Here is a 22,805-nt window from a genome sequence, read left to right on the forward strand (position 1 = left end):
GGCTGCCTTCCGGGAACGACAAAGGGTCGCGGCGTTGACGCCCGACCCATTCCGATGCGGTCTGTTGTGACCATGTCGCCCGTAAGACTGGCGGTCATATAGTCGTGTTCGGCCCGTGGTTCAATGCAAAAAGGGGCGGGCACCAGGTTATATTCAACCGGAAATATCGCTTGCAGGTCCGTGAGGCAGGGCGATAGGTTCGGGAAAACATATCCCACGAGGTTTCCGATGCGCCCTGCCCTGCTTGCCGCCGCCCTGTCCCTGACTGCCCTGCCCGCCTGGGCCGAGGATGTCAGCGTCTTCGCCGCCGCCTCGCTGAAAAACGCGCTGGACGAGGTTGCCGCGCAGTTCATCGCCGACACCGGCAACACCGTCACCATCTCTTATGCCGGGTCGAACGCTCTGGCCAAGCAGATCATCGAGGGCGCGCCGGCCGATCTGTTCATCTCGGCCAATGTCCAATGGGTCGACGAGGTCGAGAAGGCCGGTCTGGTCCAGACTCGCGACGATATCCTGGGCAACAGGCTGGTGCTGATCGCGCATGGCGACGCGCAGCCGGTCACGATCGGCTCTGACACCGACCTGGCCGGAATGCTGGACGGCGGCAAGCTGGCGATGGCCCTGGTCGAGTCCGTGCCCGCCGGGAAATACGGCAAGGCCGCGCTGGAAAACCTGGGCCTGTGGGACGGCGTTCAGGCCGATGTGGCGCAGTCCGACAATGTGCGCGCCGCCCTGGCCCTGGTCGCGACCGGAGAGGCCCCCTATGGCATCGTCTATGCCACCGACGCCGCGGCCGAGGATGACGTGACCATCGTGGGCGAATTTCCCGCCGACAGCTATCCGGCGATCATCTATCCGGCCGCCCTGCTGACCGGGGCTGCGGACGATGCCGACCGCGCCTTCTACGACGCCTTGTCGGGCGATGCTGCGGATGCAATCTTCGAAAAGCATGGCTTCAGCGTGAAGGACTGACTTGACCGACTGGCTGACCCCCGAAGCGTGGCAGGCGGTCCGCCTGTCGCTGAAGGTATCGCTGTGGGCAGTCGCGGCCAGCCTGCCCCTGGGGATCCTGGTCGCCTATGCCTTGGCGCGATGGCGCTTTCCGGGGCATGGGCTGTTGAACGGGCTGGTGCATCTGCCGCTGGTGCTGCCGCCGGTCGTCACCGGCTATCTGCTGCTGCTTGCCTTCGGACGGCGCGGCTGGGTCGGGCAATGGCTGGACCAGATCGGCATCGTCTTCGCCTTCCGCTGGACCGGCGCGGCGCTGGCCGCCGCGATCATGGCCTTTCCGCTGATGGTCCGCGCCATCCGCCTGGCAATCGAGGCGGTGGATCCCCGACTGGAACATGCGGCTTCGACGCTGGGGGCACCGCGCCCCTGGGTGTTTCTGACCGTGACGCTGCCGCTGATCCTGCCTGGCATCCTGGCGGGCGCGATCCTGGCCTTCGCCAAGGCGATGGGGGAATTCGGCGCGACGATCACCTTCGTGTCAAACATCCCCGGCCAGACGCAGACCCTGCCCTCGGCCATCTATGCCTTCCTGCAGGTGCCGGGGGGCGAGGCCGCCGCCGCCCGGCTGGTGCTGATCGCCGTCGCGGTCGCCATGGCTGCGCTGTTCCTGTCCGAATGGCTGTCGCGCCTGATCGCGCGGCGGATCCGGGGCGCCTGATGCTGTCGGTCGCGCTGCGCCACGCCTTCGCGGGCTTCACCCTTGACGCCGCCTTCCAGGCCCCCGCCGGGCTGACCGCGCTGTTCGGCCGGTCGGGTTCGGGCAAGACCACCGTCGTCAACGCCGTCGCAGGCCTGCTGCGCCCGCAATCGGGGCGCGTCACGCTCCAGGACACCGTGCTGAACGACAGCGACCGGGGCATCTTCCTGCCGCCGCATCGGCGCGGCATCGGCTATGTCTTTCAGGACGCGCGGCTGTTTCCGCATCTGACCGTGCGGCAGAACCTGCTCTATGGTCATTGGTTCACGGCCCGCGGCCGCCCGTCCGACCTGCCGCGCGTGGTCGAGATGCTGGGCATCGGCCCGCTTCTGACCCGCCGCCCCAACGCCCTGTCGGGGGGGGAACGCCAGCGTGTCGCCATCGGCCGGGCGCTGCTGTCACATCCCCGCCTGCTGCTGATGGACGAACCGCTGGCCGCGCTGGACCAGCCCCGCAAGGACGAGATCTTGCCCTATCTGGAACGGCTGCGCGATCAGGCCGGGCTGCCGATCCTCTATGTCAGCCATTCCACGGCCGAGGTCGCCCGGCTGGCGACCACCGTCGTCCTGCTGGATCGGGGCCGGGTGACGGCGGCGGGGCCGGTCGCCGCGCTGCTGTCGGACCCGGCGGTCGCCCCCCTGCTGGGCCTTGCCGAGGCGGGCGCCGTCTTGACCGCGCGAGTCGACGCGCAGGAGTGCGACGGGTTGACCCGGCTGGCGGCCCCGGCAGGACCGCTGTACCTGCCCCGGATCGCCGCGCCCGTCGGCACGCTGCTGCGGCTGCGCATCCTGGCGCAGGACGTGATGATCGCCACCGTGCCGCCGCAGGGGATCTCCGCGCTGAACGTCATCCCCGCACGGATCCGCGATCTGGGCCCGGCCGGGGACAGCGTGCTGGTGCGGCTGGACGCGGGCGATCAGGTGATCCTGTCGCGGATCACCGCGCGCTCGGCCGCCGCGCTGGACCTGCGCCCCGGCCTGCCGGTTCACGCGGTGCTGAAGGCGGTCTCGGTCGCGCCGGGGACGATCGGCGTTTCGGGCGGCTGATGAGCGACCCAGATCCCGCTCTCGCGCGAGAAATGCTCGTATTCCGGGGGGCGGAAATCCGGTTCGTCCATGGGCGCGATATGGCGTTCGATGGTCAGCATCGGCCCGTCGATCTGCAAGACCGCGAATTCGTTCTGCCGGTCCGACAACCGCCCGCACAAAGCCGTGCCCGCCTGGATTTGCAGCACGCCCGGATGGGCCGTCTGTTCCAGCATGGCACCCGTCGCCCAGACATGCAGATGCCCCGACAGCACGATCTGCGCGCCCGCGCGTTCCAGCCGTGCCAGGGCCTGCGGCGCGCGGCGGGCCAATTCCTTGTCGACCTGGGCCAGATGTTCCAGCGGATGATGCAGCGCGACGATGTTCGTGGCCAGCGGATCCAGGCGGCCGATCAGCCGCCCGATCTCTCCCGTGCGGATGATGCCGCGCTGCACGGCGAAGGGATCGACGCTGTTCAGGCCCAGAACCCGCGCGCCGCCCGCCTGTCGCACAGGCACCAGATCCCGTCCCATCGCCCGGCGAAATCCCGCATAGGGCGCAAGATAGCGGACGGCCAGGTTATACAGCGGCACGTCGTGATTGCCCGGCACCACCATCAGGGGCGCCCGGATCCGCGACAGGAAGGCGGCGGCCTGAGCATATTGGCCGCTCCGTCCGCGATGGGTCACGTCGCCGGTCACGACCACCAGATCGGCCCCGGCGCCGTTCACCCGCGCCAGCAGCGGTTCGGCAAGGGCGGCGCGATGGAATCCGAAATGCAGATCCGACAGGTGGACGATCCGCGTCACGCCCGCGCGTCCCTGGTTTTGCTGACGCCATCGGCGGGAACCAGAACCTTCAGGTCGCCATGCCGGACGCGCAGGTGGAAGGGGCTAACCATGCGGGTCTTTTCGCCGTCATGGGCGATCAACTGCTGGCGCTTGCCGGTCTCGATCACCAGGCGGTCTGTCAGGATCAGGTCGAAATCGCTGTCCTTGGCGCTGAAGCCGAAAGCCAGCCGAAAGGCAGACCGCAGCAGCGGCAGGGGCTTGCGCGCCTTGGCAATCAGAACCGCGAAATTGCCCGCCCGGATCGCATCCGCGCCGTCCAGCCCGAAGGCGTCCAGTTGATAGGCGCTGCGGGCGACGAAGACCAGGGCAGTGGTGAAATGACGGTCCTGGCCGTCGACCGTGGCGGTCAGGCGCATCGGATGGCGCAGCCGCCGCATCGCCACCAGCACCGACCAATAGGCCGCCAGCCGCGACCGGCCCCAGCGTTCATAGATCCCCTCGCGCGTCTTGAGGATATGCGGATAGGCGCCCAGGCTGACATTGTTCAGGAACACCAGATCCTCGATCTGGCCGACATCGACGGGCCTGACGTTGGCGTCCAGCAGGGTTTCCAGCGCATCCTCGACCGTCTCGCCCACGCCCAAATCGCGCGCGAAATAGTTGAAGGTGCCGCCCGGCAGCACGCCCATCACCGTCTGCGTCCCGGTCAGCGCGCCCGCCACTGCCGATTGGGTGCCGTCGCCGCCATAGGCCACCACGATGTCGAACCCATCCTCGACCGCGCGGCGGGCAAGGCCCGGCAACTGCTCTCCCCGGTCGGTCGCGCGCAGGGCGAATTCGGCAACCCGGCCTTCCAGCGCATCGCGGATCGCCTCGGCCTGCTGGCGGCCGTCCTTCTTTCCCGATCCAAGATTGCCGATCACGCACAATCGGCAGGCGGACAGATCCACCCTATCGGCTGTATCGCGCATCCGTCCCCCGAGGTGATTTCCCCCATCAACACGCAAGCCGACAGGACGGTTTCACGCCCGCCGCATCAAAGGTGCCGGACGGCCTCTTGCACCGAGGGGCGCAGGCCCGCTCCGCCCTGGGCGAGATAGGATTTCAACTGCTCGCGCATCCTCGGCTCCCAGAAGTCGCGCAGATGGTCGGCGATCTTGTCGGGCGCGTGGCCCGGCTGGGTGTCGAAGAAGGTGGCGATCTGGTTGGCCATCATGACCATCTTTTCAGGCGACATCGGAAACCTCGGCGCGCAGCCGTTCGGGGTGGCAGAACAGATCGAAACCCTCGCCCCGCGCGAATGCGGCAAGGGTCAGGCCCGACCCTTGGGCTAGGCGCAGGGCGTGCAGCGTCGGGGCGGAGACGGCGATCAGGATGGCACAGCCCGCCATGACGCATTTCTGCACCATCTCGGTGGACACGCGGCTGGTCAGGACGATGGCGCCCTGCGAAGGGTCGATCCCCTGCCGGGCCATCGCGCCGATCAGCTTGTCCAGGGCATTGTGCCGCCCCACATCCTCGCGCGCCAGCACCACGCCCTGGCCGGGCAGCAGGAAGCCCGCCGCATGGACCGCGCGGGTTCTGTCGTGCAGCGGCTGCCAGCCGCGCAGCGATTCAGTCGCGGCGGCGACATCCTCAACCGTCAGGGCAGGCCCGGTGCCGGACAGGTCCGGAAGGGACCGCACCGCCGCCTCGATGCTGTCGATGCCGCACAGCCCGCAGCCGACCGGCCCGGCCAGCGACCGGCGGCGCGCGGCCAGTGCCTCGCCGCGGTCCTCGGCCAGCCACATCTGCGCCTCGATCCCCTTGGGATGCGAGATCACCTCGCAACTGGCGATCTGGTCCAGGCCGGTGACGATGCCCTCGGTCAGCGAAAAGCCCGCCGCGAAGTCCTGCACATCGGCGGGCGTCGCCATCATCACCGCATGGGTCGAGCCGTGATAGACCATCGCGATCGCCACCTCGTCGGGCAGCGCGCGAGTGACCGCGACGCTGCTGCCGGGGCGATGGTGGGTGGCGTCCGAGGCCCCAAAGGGCGGCGGCAGGGTCATGGCTTACTCCGCGGCAGTCAGGATCCGCCGCGACCGTTCGGCCTGTTCGTTGTAACGCTCCTGCCAGTCCGTGGGACCGTTCGAGGGGCTGACCTGCACGGCGGTGACCTTGAATTCCGGGCAATTCGTCGCCCAGTCGGAAAAATCTGTGGTCACCACGTTAGCCTGGGTCGAGGGGTGATGGAAGGTCGTATAGACCACACCCGCCGCCACCCGGTCAGTCAGCGTCGCCCGCAGCGTGGTTTCCCCGGCGCGCGACGCCAGCCGCACCCAGTCGCCCTCGTTGATGCCGCGCTGTTCGGCGTCATGGGGGTTGATTTCCAGAACGTCCTCGGGGTGCCAGGCGACGTTCTCGGTGCGACGGGTCTGGGCGCCGACGTTGTAATGCGCCAGGATCCGCCCGGTGGTCAGCAGCAACGGGAAGCGCGGCCCGGTGCGTTCGTCGGTGGCGACATACTCCGTCACCATGAAATGCCCCTTGCCCGACACGAAGCCGTCGATATGCATCAGCGGCGTGCCCTCGGGCGCAGTTGCATTGCAGGGCCACTGGACGGAACCCTTCTCCTCCAGCAGTTCATAGGTGACGCCGGCGAAGCTGGGCGTGGTGGCCGCGATCTCCTCCATGATCTGGCGGGGATGGGTATAATGCCAGTCCGCGCCCATGGCCTTGGCCAGAAGCTGCGTGACCTCCCAGTCCTCGTAACCGTTGCGGGGCGCCATCACCTTGCGGACGCGGTTGATGCGGCGTTCGGCATTGGTGAAGGTGCCGTCCTTTTCCAGGAAGGTCGATCCCGGCAGGAAGACATGGGCATAGTTCGCCGTTTCGTTCAGGAACAGGTCGTGGACGATGACGCATTCCATTGCCGCAAGCCCGGCGGCGACGTGATGGGTGTCGGGGTCGGATTGCAGAATGTCCTCGCCCTGGCAGTACAGGCCCTTGAAGGTGCCCTCGACCGCCGCGTCCAGCATGTTCGGGATCCGCAGGCCGGGTTCGGGGTCGATCTCGCAGCCCCAGGCCTGTTCATAAATCGCCCGCACATCGGGCAGCTTGACATGGCGATAGCCGGGCAGTTCGTGCGGGAAGCTGCCCATGTCGCAACTGCCCTGCACGTTGTTCTGACCGCGCAACGGGTTCACGCCGACGCCGGCGCGACCGATATTGCCGGTCAGCATGGCCAGGTTAGCGATGCCGATCACCGTGGTGGACCCCTGCGAATGCTCGGTCACGCCAAGACCATAATAGATCGCCGCGTTCCCTCCCGTCGCATAAAGCCGCGCCGCCGCGCGCAGGTCGGCGGCGGGCACCCCGGTCAGCATCTCGACCGCTTCGGGGCTGTGGCGCGGATCGCTGACGAAATCGACATAGAACTGGAACTCGTCCCAGTCGCAGCGGGTGCGGATGAAATCCTCGTCGAACAGTCCCTCGGTCACGATCACATGCGCCATCGCGGTGACGGTGGCGACGTTGGTGCCTGGTTTCAGCGGCAGGTGATATTGCGCCTGGATATGCGGGGACCGCACGATGTCGGTGCGGCGCGGATCGACCACGATCAGCTTTGCCCCCTGGCGCAGGCGCTTTTTCAGGCGGCTGGCAAAGACCGGGTGGCCGTCGGTCGGGTTGGCACCGATGATCATCACCACATCGGCCTGTTCCACGCTGTCGAAGTCCTGCGTCCCGGCCGAGGTGCCATAGGTCTTGCCCAGCCCGTATCCGGTCGGCGAATGGCAGACGCGCGCGCAGGTGTCGGTGTTGTTGTTGCCGAAGACCGCGCGGGTCAGTTTCTGCACCAGATAGGTTTCCTCGTTGGTGCAGCGGCTGGAGGTGATGACGCCCACCGACTTGCGGCCGTATTTCTGCTGGATGCCCTTCAGGCGGTTGGCGGCAAAGCTCAGCGCCTCGTCCCAGGACACTTCGCGCCAGGGTTCCTCGATGGTGTCGCGGATCATGGGGCGCAGGATCCGGTCCTTGTGCTGGGCATAGCCATAGGCGAAGCGGCCCTTGACGCAGGAATGGCCCCGGTTCGCCTTGCCGTGCTTGTAGGGGACCATGCGCACAAGCTGGTCGCCGTTCAGTTCCGCCTTGAAGGAACAGCCGACGCCGCAATAGGCGCAGGTGGTGATGACCGACCGTTCTGGCGTTCCCAGTTCGATCACCGATTTTTCCTGCAAGGTCGCGGTCGGGCAGGCCTGCACGCAGGCGCCGCAGGACACGCAGTCCGAGGTCAGGAAATCGTCGCCGATCGTCCCCGCCTTGACGCGGCTGTCGAATCCCCGCCCCTCGATGGTCAGCGCGAAGGTGCCCTGCACTTCTTCGCAGGCGCGGACGCAGCGGGAACAGACGATGCATTTCGCCGGATCATAGGTGAAATAGGGGTTGCTTTCGTCCTTGGGGACATACAGCGCATTGATCCCCGCCCCGTCGCGGGTGGCGAAGTGGTTCAGCAGGCTGCGTTCCTCGGGCGCCTTGTAGCGCACGTCGCGCAGGCCCACGGCGCCAGCCATGTCCTGCAATTCGCAATCGCCATTGGCCGCGCAGGTCAGGCAGTCCAGCGGGTGGTCGCTGATATACAGCTCCATCACGCCCTTGCGCATCCGGCGCAGCTTGTCGGACTGGGTATGGACCACCATGCCTTCCGTCACGGGGGTGGTGCAGGATGCGGGCGTTCCGCGCCGCCCCTCGATCTCGACCACGCACAGGCGGCAGGATCCGAAGGCCTCCAGATTGTCGCTGGCGCACAGTTTGGGGACCATGATTCCGGCCAAGGCTGCGGCGCGCATGACCGATGTGCCTTCCGGCACCGTGACGGGAAAGCCGTCCACGGTCAGCGTAACCGGCGCGCCGCTGCGGGCGGGGGTGCCCATGTCGCGGTCGTCGCCCGACGGGTATTGGGGGATGATGAAATCTCTCATTCGGCTGCCTCCCGATAGGTGGCGAAATCGTCGGGGAAATTGGTCAGGGCGGACATGACGGGGAAGGGCGTGAAGCCGCCAAGCGCGCAGAGCGAGCCGTCCTTCATCGTCTCGCAAAGGTCGGTCAGCAGCGGGATCGCCGCTGCGTCGCCTTGGGCGATCCGGTCGATGGTTTCCACGCCGCGCACCGCCCCGATCCGGCAGGGGGTGCATTTTCCGCAGGATTCGACGGCGCAGAACTCCATCGCGAAACGGGCCATGCGCAGCATGTCCACGCTGTCGTCGAAGACCACCAGCCCCGCGTGGCCGATCAGCCCGCCGTTCTGGTCAAATTCCTCGTAACCCATCGGCGTGTGGAATTTCTCGACCGGCATATAGGCGCCCAGGGGGCCGCCCACCTGGACCGCCTTCACCGGGCGGCCGCTGGCGGTGCCGCCGCCGATCTCGTTCACGACCTGGCCCAGGGTCAGGCCGAAGGCGGTTTCGAACAGCCCGCCGCGCTTGACGTTGCCGGCGATCTGCAAGGTCACAGTGCCGCGCGACCGGCCCAGGCCGAAATCGGCGTAGTGGGCGGCGCCGCGTTCGAAGATCACGGGGATCGTGGTCAGCGAGATGACGTTGTTCACGACCGTGGGCCGGTTCAGGAAGCCCTGCAAGGCGGGCAGCGGCGGCTTGGCGCGCACGGTGCCGCGCTTGCCTTCGAGGCTGTTGAGCAGCGACGTTTCCTCGCCACAGACATAGGCGCCCGCGCCGGTGCGGACCTCCATCTCGAAGGCGCGGCCCGATCCCAGCACGTCGGGACCAAGCAGGCCCCGCTGGCGGGCGATGGAGACCGCGCGGGTCAGGATCGCGATGGCGTCGGGATATTCCGACCGCAGATAGACATAGCCGCGCGTCGCGCCGACGCCCAGGCCCGCAATGGCCATGCCCTCGATCAGCTGGAAGGGATCGCCCTCGATGATCATGCGGTCGGCAAAGGTGCCGCTGTCGCCCTCATCGGCGTTGCAGACGATGTATTTCTGCGGCGCCTCGGCTTCGCTGACGGTCTTCCACTTGATGCCGGTCGGAAACCCTGCCCCGCCCCGGCCACGCAATCCGCTGTCGATAACCTCCTGCACGATCTGCGCCTTGGTCATGGTCAGCGCGCGGCGCAAACCGACCAGACCACCATTGGCCGCGTAATCGTCCAGATCCAGCGGGTCGATCACGCCGCAGCGGGCGAAGGTCAGCCGGGTCTGGCGGGCGAACCAGTCGATATCCTCGACCCGGCCCAGACTGTTCAACCTGCCGTCCAGCAGGTCGGGCACCTGTTCCGGGGTCACATTTCCGTAACCGATGCGCCCCTGTGGGGTGTCGATTTCGACCAAGGGCTCCAGCCAGACCATGCCGCGCGTGCCGTTGCGGACAAGATGCAGGTCGAGCCCGCGCGCCTTGGCCTCGCGCGCGATCGCATCGGCCACGTCATCCGCGCCAAGCGCCCTGGCGGCGCTGTCCAGGGGGACGAAGATCTTCATGCGCCCACCTCGGCCAGGATGCGGTCCATGCGGGCATCGTCCAGGCGGCCGACGACGCGGCCATCGACCATCGCGGCGGGCGCGCAGGCGCACATGCCCAGGCAATAGACGGGTTCGACCGTCACCGCGCCGTTGGCTGTCGTGTCATGCCAGCCGATCCCCAGCTTTTGCAGGGTGGATTCGGCCAGAGCATTGGCGCCCATCGACTGGCAGGCCTCGGCCCGGCAGATTTTCAGGACGTGGCGGCCGGTCGGATGGGCGCGGAAATCGTGATAGAAGCTGATGACGCCATGGATTTCCGCCCGGCCCAGATTCAGCACCTCCGCCAGAACCGGCACGCATTCCTGCGGGACATATCCGTATACGTCCTGCAATGCGTGCAGCATCGGCAGAAGTGGCCCTTCCAGAGAGGCGAGCGGCGTGACAACGCTGCGGATCTCCTCCTCGGTCGGGGCTGGCGCATTGACATGCATAAGCTAGCCTTTCGACGATCCGTGTTCCGACCATCAGACCAGACCCGCCATCGCGAAATCAATATCGTTGTTTCGTCAGTCGATAGAAATCATCTATCGTTAGCCATCCGCCGTGCTTCGGCCAGCAGCGCCTCCAGCACCGGCGTATGCGGCTCGCGCCAGGGTGCGACCAGGCCCACGGCATGGCTGGCGCCGTCGCCGTCCAGCGGGATGGTCCGCAGCGGCTTGCCTTCGGTCAGGAAGGCGGCGATGTCCTCGGGCAGGATGGTGATCCAGCCGCCCTCCAGCACATGCGCGACCAGCACCACGGTCGAACTGGATTCGACCGTCGCCTGCGGGGTCACGCCCGCCTCGATCAGGTTGCGGTTGATGATGCGGCGGTTCTGCATGTCGCTGGTCAGCAGGCACAGCCGGTGCCCCGCCAGATCGGCCCAGCCGATACGGTCCTTTCCGGCCAGGGGCGAATCGGCCGCGCAGACCAGCATGTAGCGTTCGTCATACAGGCGAACCGTGCTGACCCGGCCCAGGGGTTCGTTGTCCAGATAGGAAATCCCCGCATCCACCGTCAGGTCGTCGATCATTTGCAGGATCTCGACCGAGGTGCGCGACAGGATGGTCATGCCGACATTCGGATGGGCGGCGCCGAAGCGGGCGCTGATCCGGGCGGCCCATGTCAGGGCCGTGGGGATCACCGCGATGCGCAGCTGGCCGGACAGGCCGTGGCGGGTGGCGCGCATCTCCTCCCGCAACTGGCGGGCGTCGCCGACGATGCGGCGGGCCCAGACCAGGGCCGACTGGCCTTCTGGCGTCAGCCCGCCGAAGCGCGAGCCGCGAAAGATCAGCAGCACGCCAAGCTGTTCCTCAAGCTGCTTGATGCCCGCCGACAGCGTGGGCTGCGTCAGCCCCAGGCTTTCGGCGGCGCGGCCGAAATGGCGTTCCTTGGCGACCGCCAGGAACATTTCCAGCTTGTCGATCATGCGGCGGGCACCGCTGCGCCCTCATCCAGCTTGTCCTTGCGCCCCAGCAGTCGGCGCATCAGCACATAGAACAGCGGCGCGAACAGGATCCCCATCACGGTCGAGGCGACGGTCCCGCCGATCACCGTCGCGCCGATGGCGTTGCGGCCGTTGGCCCCCGCCCCGGTGGAGAGCAGCAGCGGCAGCACCCCCAGCGTGAAGGCGATCGAGGTCATGATGATCGGGCGGAACCGCTGGCGCGCGGCCTCGACCACGGCCCGGAACAGGGGGACGCCCTGTTCGGACTGTTCTCGGGCGAATTCCACGATCAGGATGGCGTTCTTGCCGGTCAGGCCGATCACGGTCAGCAGCCCCACCTGGAAGAACACGCCGTTGTCGAAGCCGCCCAGATACGCCCCCAGCAGCGCGCCCAGAACGCCGATGGGCATGACCAGGATCACCGCCAGCGGGATCGACCAGCTTTCGTAAAGCGCCGCCAGGCACAGGAACACCGCCGCCAGCGACAGCGCATAGAGCAGCATGGTCTGGTCGCCCGATTCCTGCTCCTCAAGCGACAGGCCGGTCCAGGCGACGGCGAAGCCGGGCAGTTGGGATACCAGGCGCTCGACCTCGGCCATGGCGTCGCCGGAACTGACCCCCGGCGCGGGACCGCCCTGGATCTGCATCGCAGGAATGCCGTTATAACGGCTAAGCCCCTGCGGGCCGAAGGACCAGTTCCCGGTCGAGAAGTTCGAGAATGGCACCAGCCCGCCCATCGAATTGCGCACCCGCCACTTGTCGAAATCGCCGGGGGTGGACCGGGAATTCGCCTCGCCCTGGACATAGACGCGCTTGATGCGGCCCCGGTCCACGAAATCGTTGACGTAGCGGCCGGTCCAGGCGATCTGCAACAGGTTCGCCACGTCGGTCGCGGTGACGCCCATCGCGCCCGCCTTGCGCCAGTCGATGTCGAGGCTGAACTGGGCCGCATCCTCCAGCCCCGAGGGTCGGGCCTGGGCGATCAGCGGGCTTTGCGCCGCCATGCCCAGGAACTGGTTGCGGGCGTTCAGCAGATCCTCGTGCGACTGCCCGCCGCGCGCCTGCAAATAGAAATCGAAGCCCGAGACGTTGCCAAGCTCGATCACTGACGGGGGGACGATGGGAAAGACCATCGCGTCCTGAATGCCGGACAACGCGCCGAAGGCCCGGCCCGCCACGGCCTGCACCGATTGCGAGGGGTCCAGCCGTTCGTCCCAGTCCTTCATCCGCACGAAGGCCATGCCGACGTTCTGGCCCTGGCCCGCGAAACTGAAGCCCACCACGCCGAACATCGATTCGACCGAATCCTTTTCCTGGTTCAGGAAATAATCCCGCACCTGGTCGATGACGGCGGCGGTCCGTTCGGCGGTGGCGCCGGTCGGACCCTGGATCAGCACGAACATGATCCCCTGATCCTCGTCCGGCAGGAAGCCTTCGGGGGTGCGCAGGAACAACAGCACCATCGCCGCGCCGATGGCGGCATAGACCAGCAGCGACCGCAGCGGGCGGCGCACGATCCAGCCGACGGCGCCGGTATAGCCGTTCGTCGTGCGGTCGAAGTTGCGGTTGAACCAGCCGAACAGGCCCTTCTTGGTGTGATGGTCCTTGGACCGCAACAGCGTCGCGCACAAGGCGGGCGTCAGGGTCAGCGCGACCAGAACCGACAGGCCCATGGCCGAAACGATGGTGATGGCGAACTGCTGATAGATGACCCCGGTCGAGCCGCCGAAGAAGGCCATCGGCACGAACACGGCCGACAAGACCAGGGCGATCCCGATCAGCGCGCCGGTGATCTGGCCCATGGACTTGCGCGTCGCCTCGCGCGGCTCTAACCCTTCCTCCTCCATGATGCGTTCGACGTTTTCGACGACCACGATGGCGTCGTCGACCAGCAGGCCGATGGCCAGCACCATCGCCAGCATGGTCAGCGTGTTGATGGTGAAGCCGAAGGCCGCCATGATCCCGAACGTGCCCAGCAGGACGATGGGCACCGCCAATGTCGGGATCAGCGTCGCCCGCCAGTTCTGCAAGAACACGTACATGACGATGAACACCAGCACGATGGCCTCGATCAGCGTCTTGACGACCTCCTCGATCGAGATCGACACGAAGGGCGACGTATCGAAGGGAATGACGTAATCGACGCCCTCGGGAAAGAATTCGGCGAATTCGACCATCCGCGCCTTGACCCGGTCGGCGGTATCAAGCGCGTTGGCCCCTGGCGCCAGCGACAGTGCCATCCCGGACGAGGGGCGCCCGTTGAACGTCGCGTCGGTGGCATAGCTTTCCGACCCGATCTCGACCCGCGCCACGTCGCGCAGCAGCACAAGGCCGCCGTTTTCCTCGGCCCGAAGGACGATCTGGCGGAAATCCTCGGGCGTCGACAGCAACGACTGGGCGGTCACGGTGGCGTTCAGCTGCTGGCCCTGCACGGCGGGCAGGTCGCCGAAGGCCCCGGCGGAAATCTGCGTGTTCTGCGCCGTTACCGACGCCACCACGTCCGAAGGCGTGATCTCGTATGCCGCCAGCTTGTCGGGATCCAGCCAGATGCGCATCGCATAGGGTGCGCCGAAGACCTGGACGCTGCCGACGCCCTCGACCCGCGACAGATCGTCCACCAGGTTCGAGAACATATAGTCCGACAGGTCGGTCTGGTCATAGTTGTCGTCGCCGATCAGGCCGATGACCATCAGGAAGCCCGCAGTCGACTTCTCGACCACCACGCCCTGGCGCTGCACGGGTTCGGGCAGCAGGGGCGTCGCCTGGGACAGCTTGTTCTGGACCTGGACCTGGGCGATGTCCACGTCGGTCCCGGTTTCAAAGGTCAGCGTGGTGGACGACGACCCCGCCGAGGTCGAGCTGGACGAGATATAGCGCAGCCCGTCCAGCCCGGTCATCTGCTGTTCGATCACCTGCGTCACGGTGTTCGAGATGGTTTCCGCCGAGGCGCCCGGATAGGTGGCGCGCACCGTGACCGAGGGCGGCGCGATCTGCGGATACTGGGCCACCGGCAGGGTCAGGATCGACAGGATGCCGATGCCCATGATGATGATCGAGATTACCCAGGCGAATACCGGACGGTCGATGAAGAAACGGGCCATGGTCTGTCACGCCTTCGCTGGCTGGAACGTCAGTTGGCGGACGCGGCTTCGGCCTGGGTCGCCTGGTCGGGATTTTGCGGTTCGGGGGCCGCTTCTCCGGGGGTAGCTGCCGCGGCGCCGGCATCCTCGCTGCCGCGTTCCTGCGGCGTGACCGGCGCGCCCGGCGCGATGCGCTGCACGCCCGCCACGATGATGCGGTCGCCGGCGGCAAGGCCCTTGGTCACCACCCATTGATTGCCGTGGTCCTGGGCAATTTCCAGGGCGCGTTCCTCGACCAGGTTCTGATCGTTCACGACCATGGCGACGGGACGGCCGCGCCGGTCGCGGCTGACGCCCTCTTGCGGGGCCAGGATGGCGTCCTTCAACTGCGCCTGCGGGATGTCGGCCAGCACGAACATGCCGGGCAGAAGGAACCCCTCGGGATTGGCGAATTCCATCCGCAATGTGATCACGCCGGTGGTTTCGTCCACATGCGGCTCGGCCGCGGTCAGGGATCCGGTATGTTCATAGGTGCTGCCATCGGCCAGGCGCAACGTCACGGTGCGGTCGGCGCCCTCGGGCAGCGCGGCATCCGCTCCCATGCGCTGCCAGCGGATGATTTCCGCCGCCGATTGTGTCACGTCCACGCGCACCGGGTCGATGCGGCGGATCACGGCCAGGGGGTTGGCCTGCCCCGCCGTGACCAGGGCGCCGGGGCTGGCCTGGGCGAGGCCGATCACCCCGTCCAGAGGCGCGGTGATGGTGGTGCGGTCCAGGTCGATCTGGGCCGCCAGCAACTGCGCCTCGGCCGCCTTGACTGCGGCTTCGGCGGCGTCGCGGGCGGCGACGGCGCTGTCCTGGGTCTGTTCGCTGGCCACACGCCGGTCACGCAGGGCCACGACCCGTTCCGCCTCGCGTCGGGCGGCATCGGCCTGGGCCTGGGCTTGGGCCAAGGCCGCCTGCGCCTGGGCCTGCGCCGCCTCATAGCTGCGCGGGTCGATACGGTACAGGGGGTCGCCTTGCGCGACAGGGCTGCCTTCCTCGAACAGGCGTTCGACGATCAGACCGCCGACCTGGGGCCGCAGTTCCGCCTCGGCCGAGGCCACGACGCGGCCTGGCAGGCTGGCGGTCAGTGTCACGTCCTGGGCCTGCAAGGTCACGACGGTGACGGCAGGGGGCGGCATGTCGCCGCCGGGCGCCTGAGCCAGAAGGCCCTGCGGGGCAGCCGCCGCGACCAGGCCGGAAAAAACAAGGATTTGTCTCAGCGTCGCCATGCTGTCCGTCCGAAAGGTTTACCGATGCTGACCTGTGCCCGTTCGCGTAAGGCCCGTTTGCTACCGCTCACGCTATCGTTAGCCGCAATGAAGGACAATGCGATTTCGTCCGCAGCCGACAGCCGTGCTTGCCTGATGCGCCGGCCGCAGGCACTGTGTCCCCAGCAGATGAACCGGGGGAGGATCCGATGACTGCCTATCTGATCGCGGACGTGACCGTGACCGACGATTCCTGGGTGCCCGATTACGCCGCCCGCGTCCACGAGATCGCGGCACGGCACGGCGGACGCTATCTGTCGCGTTCGGGCAATATCGACACGCTGGAGGGCAAGGCCCTAGGCAACACCCTGATCGCGCTGATCGAGTTTCCGTCCAAGGACGCCGCCCGCGCCTTTGCCGCCGATCCCGACTATGCCCCCTTCGCCCAGGCGCGCAAGGCGGGCAGCATCAGCAATTTCCACCTGATCGACGACACCGATCTGGCGGGCGCAATCCCCTATTTGCCGAAAGGTTGAACTGCCCGATTGCAGCCAGGACGCAAAGCTGCAAGGAAGCGGCAAAGGCCGGAACGCGGCCCGGTGCGGAACATGGCAATGCAGTTTTCCTATGGATCCTCGGTCGTTCGGGTGAACATGCCCGACCGCCCTTCGCTTCTGGCAGAAATCACTCGGCGGCTGCGCAGCGGCCAGGGCTTCGCGCTGGCGACCATCAACCTGGATCACCTGGTCAAGCTGCGGGCCGACGACACCTTCCGCAAGGCTTATGCCGGGCAGGATCTGGTGGTGGCGGACGGCAACCCCATCGTCTGGCTGTCGCGTCTGGCGCGCCGTCCGGTCGGGCTGGTGACGGGTTCGGATCTGGTGATCCCCCTGGCGCAGCTTGCCGCGGCCGAAGGCGTGGGCCTGGCCCTGGTCGGCACCACCGATGCAGCCCTGGCGGCGGCGGCGGATGAGATCAGGCGCCGCGCGCCCGGCTGCCGGATCGTCGCGCGGATCGCCCCGCCGATGGGCTTCGACCCCGATGGCGATGCGGCGCGCGATCTGCTGGTGCAGGTGCGGGACAGCGGGGCGCGGCTGTGCCTTCTGGCGCTTGGCGCGCCGAAACAGGAACGGCTGGCGGCGCGGGGGCGCGAGGTCGCGCCGGGGGTCGGCTTCGCCTCGATCGGCGCGGGCTTGGATTTCCTGGCGGGAAACCAGACTCGTGCGCCGCGTTGGGTCAGGCGGATCGCGATGGAATGGGCCTGGCGGATGCTGTCGGCGCCGAAGCGGCTGGTGCCGCGATACGCCCGCTGCGCCGCCATCCTGCCGTCCGAGGCGATGGCGGCGCTGCGGCAGCGCCCCTGATCAGCAGCCGGTCCGGCCCAGCACCACGGACACGGTGCGCAGCAGGATCGCGGCGTCGCCGGCGAAGGACAGGCTGCGTTCATAGCGGTCGTCATACCAGGCGCGGGCCGCAAAGGTCGTCTTGTTGCGCCCGGCGGTCTGCCAGAAGCCGGTGATGCCGGGACGCAGACGGTAATACCCCTGCCCCGAATACAGTGCCTGCTGGTCGGGCATCATGGGACGGGGACCGACCAGACTCATGTCTCCGGTGGCGACGTTCCACAGTTGCGGCAACTCGTCCATGGAACTGGCGCGCAGGATCCGGCCGAAGGCGGTCACGCGCGGATCGTTGCGCAGCTTCTGCGTCGTGTTCCATTCCTGCCGGGCCTGGGGATCGCGGTCCAGATGCTCCTCCAGCCGCTGATCGGCGTCGGGGACCATGCTGCGCAGCTTCCACATGCGGAACATCCGGCCGTCGCGGCCGACGCGCTGCTGCGAATAGAACGGGTTCCTGCCGTCCAGCATCACGATCAGCGCCAGCAGCAGGACCAGCGGAACCACCACCGGAGAGGTCAGCAGCACCAGCATCAGGTCCAGCGGACGCTTGATCAGGCTGCGATACAGCCAAGGACGCGAGGTTTGGACAGAAGGGACGGCCGCGACACGGGCCAGGGCAACCGACTGGGATTTCACCGACATCTTTACCTGCACTAACACTTGGAAAAAATATGCCCCCTGAAAATCGGGGACGGCACCTGCTAACGGGACGACATTAGCACCCTGGCGCAGGGAAGAATATGCATAAAGTTTGATTTAACTGCGTTAATGACCTGACATTTTGGATAGGATTCAGCAGTTCCGCGCCCCCGACCCGCCCGAAGGCCACGCGAATCGCCCCCTGTTGCGGGGCTGCATGGACCGCATTTTTTCGCGCGGCGCTTTGTTGAACTGCGCCGCATTCCGCCTATGCTGCGCCGCAACATGCTTGGCTTGCACAGGCCCAGGGAAGGAAGCGCCATGACCGACGAGACCCGCCGCCGCGCCGAAGACATCCGCACCGAGATCGAGACGGTGACATCGGCGCCCCTGCCCCAGCCCAAGGCCGATCCGCTGTCGGTCCGCGACGGCGATCCCCAGCTTCAGGCCGAAATCCGCCGCCGCATGGACGAGATCGACCTGGGCGATACCGGATCCATCGTCCGCTTCGGCACCCGCGCGCAGGCGGGCTTGCAGGAAATCAGCCAGAAGATGCTGGCCGATGTCAAAAGCAAGGATGTCGGTCCCGCGGGCGAAAGCCTGCGCAGCATCGTGACGACGATCCGCGGCTTCTCGACCAGCGAGCTGGATATGCGGCGGACGCGCAGCTGGTGGGAAAAGCTGCTGGGCCGGTCGGCGCCCTTCGCGAAATTCGTGGCGAATTACGAACAGGTCCAGACCCAGATCGACCGCATCACGGTCGAACTGGAACGGCACGAACAGACGCTGCTGAAGGACATCAAGTCGCTGGACCTGCTGTATGACCACACGCTGAACTTCTATGACGAACTGGCGCTGTACATCGCCGCCGGAGAAGAGAAGTTGCGGGAACTGGACAGCACCACCATCCCCGAGATGGAGGCCCGCGTGAAGGCCGCCCCCGAGGATCAGCAGGTCATGCAGGCCCAAGCGCTGCGCGACCTGCGGGCGGGCCGCGACGATCTGGAACGCCGCGTCCACGACCTGAAGCTGACGCGGCAGGTGACGATGCAGTCCCTGCCCTCGATCCGGCTGGTGCAGGAAAACGACAAGTCGCTGGTCACGAAGATCAACTCGACCCTGGTGAACACCGTGCCGCTGTGGGAAACGCAGCTTGCCCAGGCGGTGACGATCCAGCGCAGCGCCGAGGCCGCGCGCGCCGTCAAGGAAGCCAGCGATCTGACCAACGACCTGCTGACCCGCAATGCCGACAACCTGCGTCAGGCCAATGCGCAGATCCGCACCCAGACCGAACGGGGCGTCTTCGACATCAACTCGGTCAAGGCGGCCAATGCGCAACTGATCGCCACGATCGAGGACAGCCTGCGCATCGCCGACGAGGGCCGCGCCCGCCGCGCCGCCGCCGAAAACGACCTGACCAAGATGGAGGCCGATCTGCGCGACACGTTGGCCCGCGCCACGGCCCAGGGTCAGGGGACTCCGGCGCGGACATGAGCCACAGGACAGACGGCTTGCGCAGCCTGCCGCTGCTGGTGCTGTTGGCCCTGGCGGCGTGCCAGGCGCCCGAAACCGAACCGCAGCCGGTTCCCGCCGCGCGCCCGGTCGCGCGGCCCCAGGATGACGGCCCGTCGCAGGCGGAATTGCGCAAGGCCCGCGCGGAACGCAATCGCGCCGCCAACGCCGCCGCGTCCCAGGCCCTGACCCAGGCCAGCCTTGCAAGCACGGCGCAGCGGGATTTCTATGCCCGCGCCGAACGCGCGCTTCTGGACCAGGGCCGCCTGCGCCGGGAACGGGTGCCCCTGGACGCGCCCATCGACGAAGACGCGCTGACCCGCGATTTCATCGCCATCGCGCTGCGCGACGAATATGGCGCGGGCGGCATCCAGGCCAGGGACAGCGGCACCCCCGCGCCCCTGCGCCGCTGGCAGGATCCGGTGCGGATCCAGATGGAGTTCGGGGCCGTCGTCGATGTGGCCACCCGCCGCGCCTATCGGGTCGAGGTCAGCCAGTTCGCCGCGCGGCTGGCGCAGGCGACCGGGCACAGCGTGTCGCTGGCCGAGAACGGCGGCAATTTCGTGGTCATGGTCCTGTCCGACGACGAACGCCGTGCCATCGGCCCGCGCCTGGCGCAGCTGGTGCCCGGAATCCCCGCGCAGGATATCGCGGTCATGCAGGCCCTGGACGCGGACAATTTCTGCACCGTCTTCGCCTATTCGCGGGGCGCGTCGCCGGTCTATTCCAATGCCGTGGCGCTGATCCGGGCCGAACTGCCGCCGCTGTTGCAGACATCCTGCATCCACGAGGAACTGGCCCAGGGCATGGGCCTTGCCAATGACAGCCCCGACGCCCGCCCGTCGATCTTCAACGACGACGAGGAATTCGCCCTGCTGACCCGGCACGACGAATTGCTGCTGCGGATCCTCTATGACCCGCGCCTGCGTCCCGGCATGTCGGCGGCCGAGGCCGAGCCGATCGTCCGCCGCATCGCGGCCGAGTTGCTGGCGCAAAGCATCTGACTTGCGCGGCGGCGCGGCTTGGCCGCATACAGGCACAAGACATCCTGCGGAGGGACAGATGGCGATCTTCGACATTCTCGGCGGCGAATTCATCGAGGTCATCGAATGGACCGACGACACCCGCGACACGATGGTCTGGCGCTATCCGACCGTCGGCAACGCGATCAAATACGGCGCCAAGCTGACGGTGCGAGAGGGCCAGGCCGCCGTCTTCATCCATGAAGGGCAATTGGCCGATACCTTCGGCCCCGGCCTCTACATGCTGGAAACCAACAACCTGCCGATCCTGACGCGATTGCAGCATTGGGACCACGGCTTTCGCAGCCCCTTCAAGTCCGAGATCTATTTCGTCAACACCACGCGCTTCAACGACCTGAAATGGGGCACCAAGAACCCGGTGATGGCGCGCGACCCGGAATTCGGCCCGGTGCGGCTGCGCGCCTTCGGCACCTATTCCCTGCGCGTAACCGACCCGGCGCGGTTCATGACGGAAATCGTCGGCACCGACGGCGAATTCACCCGCGACGAGATCGCCTTCCAGATCCGCAATGTGATCGTGCAGGAGTTTTCCCGCGTCATCGCCGGATCGGGGATCCCGGTGCTGGACATGGCCGCGAACACCGGCGACCTGGGCAAGCTGGTCGCCACCGCGATCGAACCGACGATCAGCGCCTATGGCCTGACGATCCCGGAATTCTACATCGAAAACATCAGCCTGCCTCAGGAAGTCGAGAAGATGCTGGACAAGCGCACCTCGATGGGAATCCTGGGCGACCTGGACCGCTTTGGCCGATATGCGGCGGGCGAGGCGATGGTGAATGCCAGCCAGAACCCCGGCGCCGCCGGGGCAGGGATGGGTGCTGCCATGGGCGCGGCGCTTGGCGCCGGCATGGCGGCGCGCCCGGCCTCGGGTCCGTGGGGCAGCGTTCCGCAGGCCGGGGCTGCGATCCCTCCGCCCCTGCCGCAGGACGCGGCGGTATGGCATGTCGCGCTGAACGGCCGGGCCGAGGGGCCGTTCGACCGCGCTGGATTGCAGCGCCTGTCGGCCGAGGGTCGCGTCCTGCACGAAACGCTGGTCTGGACGCCGGGCCAGGACGGCTGGCGGAAGGCGGGCGACATTCCCGAACTGGCGCATCTGTTCCCGACCATGCCGCCGCCCCTGCCCGGCTGACCGCCTCATGCCGACCCCGCCGGCCGAACACCGTTATCCTTGCGAACGATGCGGGGCCAGCCTGCGCTTCCAGCCGGGCCAGCAGGTGCTGGTCTGCGACTGGTGCGGGCACCGGCAGGCCATCGGCGACGGCCCGGCCCGCGCGCCCGCCCGCCAGACCCGGGGTGGAGTGGAGGGCGAGGATGCGATCCTGGCCGATCCCGAAACAGGCCGCGCCCTGCAATGGGATGCCGGGCACAAGGCGCCGGAACTGGCGGAAATCCCGCTGGAGCAGGGCCTTCGCCTGGATGCCGGATCGGATCTTGCCGCGACGGTCCGCCTGCTGTCCTGCCCCAATTGCGGCGCCCAGATCGAGGTGGGCGACAGCAGCCATGCCGGGGCCTGCCCGTTCTGCGCGACGCCGGTTGTCACCGACACCGGCACCAGCCGCAAGATCAAGCCCCAGGGCGTCCTGCCCTTTCGCCTGGCCGAGGATCAGGCCCATCGCGCCATGCGGGACTGGCTGGGCGGGCTGTGGTTCGCGCCGTCGGGGCTGACCGCCTATGCCCGGCGGGGGCGGCGGATGCGCGGCGTCTATTCGCCGTTCTGGACCTTCGACGCCCGCACCCGGTCCAGCTATGCCGGGCAGCGGGGCGATTATTATTACGAGACCGTCTATGTCACGCAGCAGGTGAACGGCCGCAGCCAGCAGGTCGCCCGGCAGGTCCGCCGCACCCGCTGGCGCCCGGCGCAGGGCCGCGTGGCGCGCGATTTCAACGATGTGGTGGTGCTGGCCTCGGCCTCGCTGCCGCGCAAGTTCTCGGACGGGCTGGCGCCCTGGGATCTGTCGCATCTGCGTCCCTATCGCCCGGACTATCTGGCCGGGTTGGAGGCCGAGGCCTATACGATCCCGCTTTACGACGGCCACAAGACCGCGCGGGCGGAAATGGCCGGGGTGATCCTGAACGACGCGCGGCGCGCCATCGGGGGCGACGAACAGCGCGTCGATCACATCAGCACCGACTATGCCGACGAGACGTTCAAGCATATCCTGCTGCCGGTCTGGACGGCGGCCTATCGTTATAACGGCAAAAGCTATCGCTTCGTGGTCAACGGCCAATCGGGCCGCGTGGTCGGAGAGCGCCCGTGGTCGGTCTGGAAAATCACCGCAGCGGCGATCACCGCACTGGTTGCGCTAGCAGCTTTCCTGTATCTGGCCGAGGCGGGGGGCTACATCGATCTGGGCGGCGTTCTGGAACGGTCGGGCGATGTGGTCAGGATTTACTGAACGGAGGGGACG

20 protein-coding genes are annotated in these 22,805 nt (G+C 67.3%); 9 read left to right on the plus strand and 11 right to left on the minus strand.

Going from position 1 to position 22,805, the window contains the following annotated elements; all coding sequences use genetic code 11:
* The first annotated feature begins 228 nt into the window (after positions 1-228).
* From modA to modC, 3 genes are read left to right on the plus strand one after another with little or no spacing between them, the layout of a single operon-like run.
* Entirely contained in the window at positions 229-972 is a 744-nt protein-coding gene (gene modA / locus ACTJI6_RS10285; RefSeq protein WP_440800378.1) for a molybdate ABC transporter substrate-binding protein, read from the plus strand.
* 1 nt (position 973) lies between these two features.
* Positions 974-1,669, plus strand: coding sequence for a molybdate ABC transporter permease subunit (gene modB, locus ACTJI6_RS10290; RefSeq protein ID WP_440800380.1), 696 nt, complete (start codon positions 974-976; stop codon positions 1,667-1,669).
* Positions 1,666-2,754, plus strand: a complete 1,089-nt coding sequence (modC, locus tag ACTJI6_RS10295; protein WP_440800603.1) for a molybdenum ABC transporter ATP-binding protein — start codon at positions 1,666-1,668, stop codon at positions 2,752-2,754. The genes modB and modC overlap by 4 nt, the downstream gene beginning before the upstream one ends.
* Here modC and ACTJI6_RS10300 read toward each other — a convergent pair.
* The 10 genes from ACTJI6_RS10300 to ACTJI6_RS10345 all read right to left on the minus strand — a co-directional run bounded on the left by ACTJI6_RS10300 (position 2,694) and on the right by ACTJI6_RS10345 (position 15,821).
* Positions 2,694-3,542, minus strand: a complete 849-nt coding sequence (locus ACTJI6_RS10300) for a metallophosphoesterase family protein (protein ID WP_440800382.1) — start codon at positions 3,540-3,542, stop codon at positions 2,694-2,696. The genes modC and ACTJI6_RS10300 overlap by 61 nt on opposite strands.
* The gene (locus ACTJI6_RS10305; protein ID WP_440800384.1) at positions 3,539-4,495 is read right to left on the minus strand and encodes a diacylglycerol/lipid kinase family protein; all 957 of its coding nucleotides are present in this window, start codon (positions 4,493-4,495) and stop codon (positions 3,539-3,541) included. The genes ACTJI6_RS10300 and ACTJI6_RS10305 overlap by 4 nt, the downstream gene beginning before the upstream one ends.
* Before the next feature lie 65 nt (positions 4,496-4,560).
* Positions 4,561-4,761 carry a formate dehydrogenase subunit delta gene (locus ACTJI6_RS10310; RefSeq protein WP_126154745.1) on the minus strand — a complete coding sequence of 67 codons (201 nt, stop codon included), beginning with the start codon at positions 4,759-4,761 and terminating at the stop codon, positions 4,561-4,563.
* Positions 4,751-5,575: a formate dehydrogenase accessory sulfurtransferase FdhD gene (gene fdhD, locus ACTJI6_RS10315; RefSeq protein ID WP_440800387.1), complete on the minus strand. Its 825-nt coding sequence runs from the start codon at positions 5,573-5,575 to the stop codon at positions 4,751-4,753. The genes ACTJI6_RS10310 and fdhD overlap by 11 nt, the downstream gene beginning before the upstream one ends.
* Positions 5,576-5,578: 3 nt before the next feature.
* Positions 5,579-8,485 carry a formate dehydrogenase subunit alpha gene (gene fdhF, locus ACTJI6_RS10320; RefSeq protein WP_440800389.1) on the minus strand — a complete coding sequence of 969 codons (2,907 nt, stop codon included), beginning with the start codon at positions 8,483-8,485 and terminating at the stop codon, positions 5,579-5,581.
* The gene (locus ACTJI6_RS10325; RefSeq protein WP_440800391.1) at positions 8,482-9,999 is read right to left on the minus strand and encodes a formate dehydrogenase beta subunit; all 1,518 of its coding nucleotides are present in this window, start codon (positions 9,997-9,999) and stop codon (positions 8,482-8,484) included. The genes fdhF and ACTJI6_RS10325 overlap by 4 nt, the downstream gene beginning before the upstream one ends.
* Positions 9,996-10,472 (minus strand): formate dehydrogenase subunit gamma, encoded by a 477-nt coding sequence (locus ACTJI6_RS10330; RefSeq protein WP_440800393.1) that lies wholly within the window; start codon positions 10,470-10,472, stop codon positions 9,996-9,998. The genes ACTJI6_RS10325 and ACTJI6_RS10330 overlap by 4 nt, the downstream gene beginning before the upstream one ends.
* An 89-nt stretch (positions 10,473-10,561) precedes the next feature.
* Positions 10,562-11,449 (minus strand): LysR family transcriptional regulator, encoded by an 888-nt coding sequence (locus ACTJI6_RS10335; RefSeq protein ID WP_440800395.1) that lies wholly within the window; start codon positions 11,447-11,449, stop codon positions 10,562-10,564.
* A complete protein-coding gene (locus tag ACTJI6_RS10340) occupies positions 11,446-14,568 on the minus strand; it encodes an efflux RND transporter permease subunit (RefSeq protein WP_440800397.1) in 3,123 nt (1,040 codons plus the stop codon). The genes ACTJI6_RS10335 and ACTJI6_RS10340 overlap by 4 nt, the downstream gene beginning before the upstream one ends.
* A 29-nt stretch (positions 14,569-14,597) precedes the next feature.
* Positions 14,598-15,821 (minus strand): efflux RND transporter periplasmic adaptor subunit, encoded by a 1,224-nt coding sequence (locus ACTJI6_RS10345; RefSeq protein WP_440800399.1) that lies wholly within the window; start codon positions 15,819-15,821, stop codon positions 14,598-14,600.
* A 188-nt stretch (positions 15,822-16,009) separates the two neighbouring features.
* Between ACTJI6_RS10345 and ACTJI6_RS10350 the strand changes: the two genes are divergently transcribed.
* A complete protein-coding gene (locus tag ACTJI6_RS10350; RefSeq protein ID WP_440800401.1) occupies positions 16,010-16,336 on the plus strand; it encodes a DUF1330 domain-containing protein in 327 nt (108 codons plus the stop codon).
* 78 nt (positions 16,337-16,414) lie between these two features.
* Positions 16,415-17,164, plus strand: coding sequence for a WecB/TagA/CpsF family glycosyltransferase (locus ACTJI6_RS10355; RefSeq protein ID WP_440800403.1), 750 nt, complete (start codon positions 16,415-16,417; stop codon positions 17,162-17,164).
* Here ACTJI6_RS10355 and ACTJI6_RS10360 read toward each other — a convergent pair whose 3' ends face one another.
* On the minus strand, positions 17,165-17,842 hold the full coding sequence (locus tag ACTJI6_RS10360; protein WP_440800405.1) for a sugar transferase: 678 nt from the start codon (positions 17,840-17,842) through the stop codon (positions 17,165-17,167).
* 318 nt (positions 17,843-18,160) lie between these two features.
* Between ACTJI6_RS10360 and ACTJI6_RS10365 the strand changes: the two genes are divergently transcribed.
* Genes ACTJI6_RS10365 through ACTJI6_RS10380 form a run of 4 tightly spaced genes read left to right on the plus strand, consistent with a single transcriptional unit; the run spans position 18,161 to position 22,793 of the window.
* Positions 18,161-19,333, plus strand: coding sequence for a toxic anion resistance protein (locus ACTJI6_RS10365; RefSeq protein ID WP_440800407.1), 1,173 nt, complete (start codon positions 18,161-18,163; stop codon positions 19,331-19,333).
* Positions 19,330-20,355 (plus strand): DUF2927 domain-containing protein, encoded by a 1,026-nt coding sequence (locus tag ACTJI6_RS10370; RefSeq protein WP_440800409.1) that lies wholly within the window; start codon positions 19,330-19,332, stop codon positions 20,353-20,355. Before ACTJI6_RS10365 ends, ACTJI6_RS10370 begins: the two co-directional genes overlap by 4 nt.
* A gap of 58 nt (positions 20,356-20,413) precedes the next feature.
* On the plus strand, positions 20,414-21,526 hold the full coding sequence (locus tag ACTJI6_RS10375; RefSeq protein ID WP_440800411.1) for an SPFH domain-containing protein: 1,113 nt from the start codon (positions 20,414-20,416) through the stop codon (positions 21,524-21,526).
* A gap of 7 nt (positions 21,527-21,533) precedes the next feature.
* A complete protein-coding gene (locus ACTJI6_RS10380) occupies positions 21,534-22,793 on the plus strand; it encodes a zinc ribbon domain-containing protein (RefSeq protein WP_440800413.1) in 1,260 nt (419 codons plus the stop codon).
* Positions 22,794-22,805: the final 12 nt, after the last annotated feature.

Origin of the sequence: Paracoccus sp. 22332 (assembly GCF_052045125.1) — a bacterium.
Classification (GTDB): domain Bacteria; phylum Pseudomonadota; class Alphaproteobacteria; order Rhodobacterales; family Rhodobacteraceae; genus Paracoccus; species Paracoccus haematequi_A.

Coding starts and splice junctions, on each gene's coding strand:
- ACTJI6_RS10345 (WP_440800399.1), bottom strand. CDS start 15,821: ATGGCGACGCTGAGACAAATCCTTGTTTTTTCCGGCCTGGTCGCGGCG.
- ACTJI6_RS10365 (WP_440800407.1), top strand. CDS start 18,161: ATGACCGACGAGACCCGCCGCCGCGCCGAAGACATCCGCACCGAGATC.
- ACTJI6_RS10325 (WP_440800391.1), bottom strand. CDS start 9,999: ATGAAGATCTTCGTCCCCCTGGACAGCGCCGCCAGGGCGCTTGGCGCG.
- modA (WP_440800378.1), top strand. CDS start 229: ATGCGCCCTGCCCTGCTTGCCGCCGCCCTGTCCCTGACTGCCCTGCCC.
- ACTJI6_RS10375 (WP_440800411.1), top strand. CDS start 20,414: ATGGCGATCTTCGACATTCTCGGCGGCGAATTCATCGAGGTCATCGAA.
- fdhD (WP_440800387.1), bottom strand. CDS start 5,575: ATGACCCTGCCGCCGCCCTTTGGGGCCTCGGACGCCACCCACCATCGC.
- ACTJI6_RS10350 (WP_440800401.1), top strand. CDS start 16,010: ATGACTGCCTATCTGATCGCGGACGTGACCGTGACCGACGATTCCTGG.
- ACTJI6_RS10310 (WP_126154745.1), bottom strand. CDS start 4,761: ATGTCGCCTGAAAAGATGGTCATGATGGCCAACCAGATCGCCACCTTC.
- fdhF (WP_440800389.1), bottom strand. CDS start 8,485: ATGAGAGATTTCATCATCCCCCAATACCCGTCGGGCGACGACCGCGAC.
- ACTJI6_RS10370 (WP_440800409.1), top strand. CDS start 19,330: ATGAGCCACAGGACAGACGGCTTGCGCAGCCTGCCGCTGCTGGTGCTG.
- ACTJI6_RS10360 (WP_440800405.1), bottom strand. CDS start 17,842: ATGTCGGTGAAATCCCAGTCGGTTGCCCTGGCCCGTGTCGCGGCCGTC.
- ACTJI6_RS10340 (WP_440800397.1), bottom strand. CDS start 14,568: ATGGCCCGTTTCTTCATCGACCGTCCGGTATTCGCCTGGGTAATCTCG.
- ACTJI6_RS10330 (WP_440800393.1), bottom strand. CDS start 10,472: ATGCATGTCAATGCGCCAGCCCCGACCGAGGAGGAGATCCGCAGCGTT.
- ACTJI6_RS10380 (WP_440800413.1), top strand. CDS start 21,534: ATGCCGACCCCGCCGGCCGAACACCGTTATCCTTGCGAACGATGCGGG.
- ACTJI6_RS10305 (WP_440800384.1), bottom strand. CDS start 4,495: ATGCGCGATACAGCCGATAGGGTGGATCTGTCCGCCTGCCGATTGTGC.
- ACTJI6_RS10335 (WP_440800395.1), bottom strand. CDS start 11,449: ATGATCGACAAGCTGGAAATGTTCCTGGCGGTCGCCAAGGAACGCCAT.
- ACTJI6_RS10355 (WP_440800403.1), top strand. CDS start 16,415: ATGCAGTTTTCCTATGGATCCTCGGTCGTTCGGGTGAACATGCCCGAC.